General features: G+C 37.4%; 4 protein-coding genes and 1 CRISPR repeat array. All 4 genes read left to right on the top strand.

From position 1 onward, the window contains the following. Nucleotides 1-8 precede the first annotated feature (8 nt). Genes AC4E92_RS02505 through cas3 form a run of 4 tightly spaced genes read left to right on the top strand, consistent with a single transcriptional unit; the run spans nucleotide 9 to nucleotide 5,514 of the window. Entirely contained in the window at nucleotides 9-1,724 is a 1,716-nt protein-coding gene (locus AC4E92_RS02505; RefSeq protein ID WP_490239010.1) for a TIGR02556 family CRISPR-associated protein, read from the top strand. Then, on the top strand, nucleotides 1,714-2,613 hold the full coding sequence (gene cas7b, locus AC4E92_RS02510) for a type I-B CRISPR-associated protein Cas7/Csh2 (RefSeq protein ID WP_490239011.1): 900 nt from the start codon (nucleotides 1,714-1,716) through the stop codon (nucleotides 2,611-2,613). Before AC4E92_RS02505 ends, cas7b begins: the two co-directional genes overlap by 11 nt. Continuing rightward, nucleotides 2,594-3,289 (top strand): type I-B CRISPR-associated protein Cas5b, encoded by a 696-nt coding sequence (cas5b, locus tag AC4E92_RS02515; RefSeq protein WP_490239012.1) that lies wholly within the window; start codon nucleotides 2,594-2,596, stop codon nucleotides 3,287-3,289. The genes cas7b and cas5b overlap by 20 nt, the downstream gene beginning before the upstream one ends. Beyond that, nucleotides 3,274-5,514, top strand: coding sequence for a CRISPR-associated helicase Cas3' (cas3, locus tag AC4E92_RS02520; protein ID WP_490239013.1), 2,241 nt, complete (start codon nucleotides 3,274-3,276; stop codon nucleotides 5,512-5,514). Before cas5b ends, cas3 begins: the two co-directional genes overlap by 16 nt. A 427-nt stretch (nucleotides 5,515-5,941) precedes the next feature. Beyond that, nucleotides 5,942-7,828: a CRISPR direct-repeat array (repeat unit 30 nt; unit sequence GTTTCAATCGAATCTAAGAGGAATGGAAAC).

Genomic DNA, 7,828 nt, shown 5'->3' on the forward strand with positions numbered 1-7,828 from the left:
TGAGAGATATGCTTACAAAGATCATTGAAATTGGACGATTGATGAGGCCACCAGATCTATACCGAAATTTTGCAAAACAGATAAGCAAGAAAAACGGGCTGGCTTTGCTTGTCAGTTTGAACCCAGTCGAATACAAAGGCATCAAGGTTATCGAAACTCCAGGACCAGATCAAGTACATCTACTTCTGTACTGTGATCAGGGCGGACAGGTCTCTGGAAAATCACCAACAGTGAATCTAAAAGCAAATGTCAAAGAAGCAAAAGATCTGCAAGAAAATATCCAAAAAACTTTTCGCAAATTCAAGAGATTTTTTGAAGAAAGCGAGAAAACAAAAGATTTTAACAAATTGTTAGAAGATAACGAGCAAAAAATAATTCAAGACATCGAAAAAACCGTTCAAAGCCTGAATACGAAGGAAAAGGATACCTATCTAACTATTATCGTTCTCAAAGATGGCAGTGAACTCAAACCAGCAGAATTCGAATCTTTCAGAGAACTGTTTGTAGAAAAAGCTCTCAAAAGAACCGTTGAAAATGGGAGTGAAGGTGTCTGCCATTTCTGTGGTGAAAAAAAGGTTGTCTCTGCAACTGTGAACGAGGTTTTTAAATTCGCGACCTTTGACAAACCCGGATTCTGCCCGAGTTTGAAAAAAGAGAACGCCTTAAAAGTTCTGCCAATCTGCGAAGAGTGCAAAACAAACCTGCAAAATGGTGCAAATATTCTTACCTCAGATCTTGCATTCAATTTTCTTGGAAACAGGCTCTGGTTGATACCTTCACTGATACATCAGGACGATTACATTCTCAAACGCGTGATCAACAAAATCAAAGACGCATCAAATGAATTGAAAGATTTTGCCAGCAAAGAGAAAGAAATCGAAAGGGCTTTGAGCGATGAGGACCAGGTTGTTCACTATGATTTTCTTTTCATCCAGATAAATCAGAGCCAGCAGAGAATAGAACTTCACCTGACGGAAATTTCACCAACAAGGCTCAGATTGTTAGTTAATGCCGCACAGGAAGCAACAAATAGAGTCGGTATAGAAAATCTCGCCCAGCCGAGTTTTGGTTTACTGTGGGATTTATATGAAAAACCATCATCAAGTAGCGAAGCAAGGAAAGATTATCTTCAGCTGGTGAGATCAATTTTCTATGCAGAATATTACAATCCAAAAAGATTTCTCTGGTACTGCTTGAGAAAAATAAGAAAGGAAATACAGGATTATGAATCAAAATGGCGCAAACTCACCTACACGGCTTTCGCAAGCATTTTGTATTTAAACCAGATAGGAGTTTTCAACTTCAGAAAGGGGGAAGGCTTGGTGGATAACAACGAATTGAACGAGTTTTTCGGCAAGTACCCGGAATTTTTCAACGAGTCATGGAAAAAAGCAGTCTTTCTGACAGGAGTGCTTGCAGGAAAAGTCTTATCGATTCAGTATGTTAAAAGAAAAGCTGTCCCGTTTTTCAAAAAACTGAAGGGGCTAAAAATGAACATGCAGGACATCCAGAGCCTTTTGGCAGAAATCCGGAACAAGCTCCAGCAATATGACAGCTACGGACAGAGAGTTGATTTTCTCATGAAATGCGCCGCTCAATATTACTTAGAATCTGCCAAGCAGAATGCCAGCATTGATGAACTGAATTTTGTTTTCACACTTGGTCTGGCTTATTCAAACAAAGAACCTTTCAAAGTCGAGGAGGTTGAGGAAAATGAAGAATAGGTCTGAAATTTTGTTTCTGTACGATGTCAAATGGGCGAATCCAAATGGAGATCCACTGGATGAAAACAAACCAAGAATCGATGAAGAAACAGAAAAATGCATCGTGAGTGATGTCAGACTCAAAAGAACGATCAGAGATGAATGGCAATCCTGGGGTGAAACAATATGGGTATCTGGTGAAGCAGTTGATCCAAACAAACGCCGTGAAGAACTTGGAATCACAAAAAAAGAAGACGCACTGAAATGCATAGATGTCAGACTATTTGGTGCTGTGATTCCGATTTCAAAACAGGGCGACACATCTTACACAGGACCGGTACAGTTCAGACCAGGCACCTCCTTACATGCAGTAAAGGTTGTTTTTCAGCAGGGAACGGCAGCATTCACAAGCCAAGCTGGAGCGCAACAAAGAAGCTTCAGAGAAGAATACCTATTACCCTATGCCCTGATATGCTTTTACGGTGTTGCAAATGAAAACACAGCGAAGATAACCAATGCAACTGAAGAAGATGTTCAAAAGCTTCTCAAAGCCATGTGGAATGGCACAAAGAACCTGATCACTCGCTCAAAAATGGAGCACAATCCAAGACTACTGATGAGAATTGTTTACAAAGAAGGTATCAACTACCACATAGGTGAACTGGATTCGTATATAAAACTTCAAACTAACCTTGAAGAAAAAAGCATCAGGGACATATCGGAAATAGCGGTTGAAATAGAAATGCTTTTAGAGAAAATAAACCAGAACAAAGAAAAAATAGAAAAGATCGAATACAGGCAGGATGAAAGATTGAAACTTGTCAAAAACGGTGAACCGGTAGATCTCAAAGAAACGCTATCGAAAATGAACATTCAGGCAGTGATTTGCCATGAAAGTACTGGTCTTTGATGTATTTGGAAAATATGCACTATTCAGAAGAAGCTACACCACGACCAGCTCAACGTCCTACTGCTTTCCGCCAAGAACCGCTATATGCGGCTTGCTGGGTGCCATTCTTGGAATTGAAAACAAATCAAGCGCCAGCAGTGAGCACCTGAGAATTTTTGACATAGCTCATATCGCTGTAAGGGTAATGAATCCGATTAGAAAAATCAATTTAGCCACAAACTACCTGGACACCAGACCAGGTCACAATCAAAGAACACAGATCCTCTTAGAATTGATAAAAGATCCAGTTTACAGAATATACATATCAGAGTTCGAAAAATTCGAACAACTCAAATATCATTTACAGAACAAACTGAGTGTCTTCACACCTTATCTTGGTCAGGCACAGATGATCGTGGACTTCAAATACGTCGGAGTGTTTGAAGCAATCCCAGCAACATTGCCAGTAGATCTAAACACGATAATAAAAGTCACACAGGGCATAAAGGTGATTCCACAAAGCGAACAGGTACTGATCAAAGAAAGAATGGTACTAAACATGGACGATGAACGAAGACCAACGGCTTTTATTTCTTACTGGGTTGAAAAAAATGCAAAACCAATCAAAATATTGCAGTATGCAGAACCAATTTACACCATAAACGAGCTGGGAGAAAACATATGCTGGATGGACTGAAATCTCATCCTGACAGATCACTACAAGATCATCTTTTGGGTACAGCAAAAAGAGCTTTAGAAAAAGCCGAAAGGATACGCTGGGAACCATTTGAAATGGAAAAAGAAAAAGCCTTAAAATTGGTCGAGCTTTGTTCACTATGCCATGACTTTGCAAAAGCAACTATGGAATTTCAAAATTACATCCTTCATTCTGAAAAGGGGCGCACGACACACGCCCCTCTTTCCTCTTTGATAGCCTATGATATTCTGGTAAAATCTGGATTCGATACTAAACTTGCCAGCTTTGGATACTTTGTAATCAGAAATCATCATGAAAATCTCAGAAATTTTGAATTTGTAGACGAAAACCTGAACCAGCTAAAAAACCAGTTCCAGTCTATCCCAAAAACTTTCATCAAATGGTTTGAATCAAAGATAAACATTGAACTACCCAAACCACAGGACATAGAAAAAATTCATGAAAAAGCAGCCAAACAAATCGCAAAACTGACATTCAGCACTGATTTTACATTGAAAGATTATATCCTGTTGCATACACTGATGTCGATCCTGACAAGCTCTGATCACGAAGATGCAGCATTAAAAGATCTGGTTGTAAAAACAACCCCGAAACTAACAATAGAACTGGTTGAAGATTACACAAAAAAGATTCCAAAAGACAACCCGCTTTATTCATTGCGACAGCAATTTCACCAGGAGATTGACCGTTCGATTAAAGAAGTCAACGACAGAATTCTATCTATCACAGCACCGACCGGTCTGGGAAAAACACTGGCAAACATAAAAATAGCTCTTTCAAGGGCAGACGAAAACTCAGTGATAGTCTATGCACTGCCATTTATAAACATAATAGATCAGACAACCGAGTTACTGGATAAAATCCTTGAAAACACCGACTACGATGCCACCACTGTACTTCCATACCATCACTTGGCTGATTATGAATATTTAAAGAAAAGCTATGAACAGCCTTCGATACAACGAGTTCTTGTCGAAAACTGGCAATCACAAATAGTAGTAACAACCTTTGTCGCTTTGTTCGAGTCGATTTTTACAAACAAAAGAGTGCCATTCTTTTATAAACTCTTGAATTCAGTAATCATTCTGGACGAAGTACAATCGATACCGCACAAATATTGGGAACCAATTTCACAGATCCTAAACCAGTTAACACAGTTCAATACAACTGTAATTCTGTCAACAGCAACTCAGCCGATGATGCTGAAAAACACTGTAAACATCGTTAAAAACAACTACAGCGACAAACTAAACAGAACAAAAATACATTTTCATGGAGACATAAAATACACAGAATTCTTTGAAATCGTTGAAACAACTGCAAGAGAAACATTGAAAGAAAACAAAAAATTGCTGGTAATAGTCAACACCATCAAAGAATCAAAAGAACTCTTCAAACATCTGTATGAAAAACTCAAGCATAAAAACCTGTTCTATCTTTCATCCAACGTCATCCCAAAACATAGAATGGAAAGAATAAGAAAACTCAAACAGATCCAGACCGAGCCAGCTGTGTGTGTAAGCACTCAGGTGATTGAAGCCGGAATAGACATATCCTTTCACAAAGTGATCCGAGACTACGCACCACTGGACAGTATAATACAGGCATCTGGCAGATGTAACAGGACAATGGAAAATCAACTTGGAGAGGTGCATATATACAGAGTCATAGAAGAAGAAAACAACAGAAGCCTTGCATCACGTGTGTATGATTCATTTTTATTAAACATAACGAAAGATGTGATCTTGGAAAAAGAAATATATGAAGAACGGGATTTTCAAAATCTGGTGAACAGGTACTTTCAATCAATCACAGTTAGAGGTAACACAGACAAGGAAAATTTGCTAGAACTCATAAAATCTCTTTCATTCGATGAAATTATCACTCGATTTCATCTGATTGAGGAAAAATACCAAACTGTGACTATCTTTGTTGAATACGATGATCACGCAGTAAAGCTAAGAGAAGAACTTAACAGAATCATCAAAAGCAGCAACCTTGAAAAATTCGAAAAATTGGCAAAGATCAAGAAACTGATGCGCCAAATGGCTATGTATATGATAAGTGTCCCCATACAGAAGCAAGAACTAAATGGACCTTTGATAATTGAAAACAGCTTTGTAATTATAACAAAAGACAATCTGAAATACTGGTATGATGAGCTAACCGGTTTTGAGAGAAATGTAGCAACAATGATCATCTGAACATAGATCTCATGCTGTGTAATAACAAATTAATAGTGAAGTAATATATTACCACTGAACCTCGTACTCTTTTAAGATTGTGCCTTTTGATAAAGAAAAAAACGATAAAATGTTAGATTAATTATTACTTGTGAAATATCGTGATTTTTCTTGCAATAAATGTCATTATAATGTTTTTCTATAGTTGAAAACACAAAGTTTGTGAATTTTCACAATATACTACGTTTTATGTTAACAAAAAATCGAAAAACAGCTTGATTGAACGCAAACCCAAGATAAATGAAAAACATAGGGGGGTTTTTCAGCCAGATCAGAAATGCTGTAACCCTGAAATCACGCAGGATAAAATTCAGTCAAACATAACAAAAATGGAAACATGTTGACAACTACCCACATAAAGGGTTAAGATCTATATTGAAAGATATGGGTTTCAATCGAATCTAAGAGGAATGGAAACCTCTTTTGGTGCAGTTTTGCGATATCGACATCGCAAGTTTCAATCGAATCTAAGAGGAATGGAAACATGCAGTAACAGCTGATTGTATAGCAGCTGGAGCAGGTTTCAATCGAATCTAAGAGGAATGGAAACCTGCACTTGTCAGTATACCAATTGCAAGTTTTTCCAGTTTCAATCGAATCTAAGAGGAATGGAAACTAAGATTGCAGTTTATTTGTATCACTACGGTACAAAGTTTCAATCGAATCTAAGAGGAATGGAAACAACCAAATCTCTGCATCCTCATCCAATGCAATATTAGTTTCAATCGAATCTAAGAGGAATGGAAACATTTTTCGATAAGTTTTACTAATGTTTCTTTCATACGTTTCAATCGAATCTAAGAGGAATGGAAACATGTAAATCTTTTTTAATTCCATCCTTCACCCCTCCATTGTTTCAATCGAATCTAAGAGGAATGGAAACCATCCCCTTTCCTGCAATGATGAGCAGACTGGTACTTTTCAATCGAATCTAAGAGGAATGGAAACATGGGTATCTCGATAACCGCATAAAAATAAATATCGGTTTCAATCGAATCTAAGAGGAATGGAAACCACATTCTGGGATCTGGTAAGGTTAGCCAAGAGTAATGTTTCAATCGAATCTAAGAGGAATGGAAACTATTTTGTATGAAAGTGGTGGGGGATGTACCAATACGTTTCAATCGAATCTAAGAGGAATGGAAACTTCGGGAACTTTTGACACAATAAAATAATAATTAAGTTTCAATCGAATCTAAGAGGAATGGAAACGTAGATCAAAAATTCACGAATATCCCCATCGTTCCCAGTTTCAATCGAATCTAAGAGGAATGGAAACAATTTAATACCAACACCATCATTAATTGTTCCAATAGTTTCAATCGAATCTAAGAGGAATGGAAACATATGAACATACTCGGTAATGTCGACTTTAAAAATAGTTTCAATCGAATCTAAGAGGAATGGAAACCAAAGATGGTAAAGAGATTGGTGTTGTAGGTGTTGGTTTCAATCGAATCTAAGAGGAATGGAAACCTGCAAATTAGCTTGATACTGTGCAAGTTCATTTTTAGTTTCAATCGAATCTAAGAGGAATGGAAACACTCGAAGTACATACATGGCTTGATCCATTTGTCATGTTTCAATCGAATCTAAGAGGAATGGAAACACAGCTGCTGGTGTTATGCAGATTACAAAAGACACAGGTTTCAATCGAATCTAAGAGGAATGGAAACTAGTTATTGCTGCAATGGACTATATTTATATATCCAGTTTCAATCGAATCTAAGAGGAATGGAAACGATTCCTGTATCAACAGGTTACTTATCATCTTATCTAGTTTCAATCGAATCTAAGAGGAATGGAAACTCTCGGCACACAAAAAGAAAAAGCGATCGCATGTCGGTTTCAATCGAATCTAAGAGGAATGGAAACCTATGCAATGAATTCACTTATTTCAAGTCTTCTTATCGTTTCAATCGAATCTAAGAGGAATGGAAACAAATAAACCTTCTGATCTTTGATCTTTTTGAAAACTGTTTCAATCGAATCTAAGAGGAATGGAAACTTTAAACACAATCTGCCTTCCCTTTCACGCAAAAAGGTTTCAATCGAATCTAAGAGGAATGGAAACATCCCTTCGATTTCACCGTATACCTCAAATGATTTCTCGTTTCAATCGAATCTAAGAGGAATGGAAACCTATCCTAACTAACTTTATAATCTTAAAAACGCCGTAGTTTCAATCGAATCTAAGAGGAATGGAAACCCAAGTTCAAAAAGATTACAGTACTCAGACAAAACGGTTTCAATCGAATCTAAGAGGAATGGAAAC

The sequence above is a fragment of the Pseudothermotoga sp. genome (assembly GCF_031962025.1).
Classification (GTDB): Bacteria; Thermotogota; Thermotogae; order Thermotogales; family DSM-5069; genus Pseudothermotoga_B.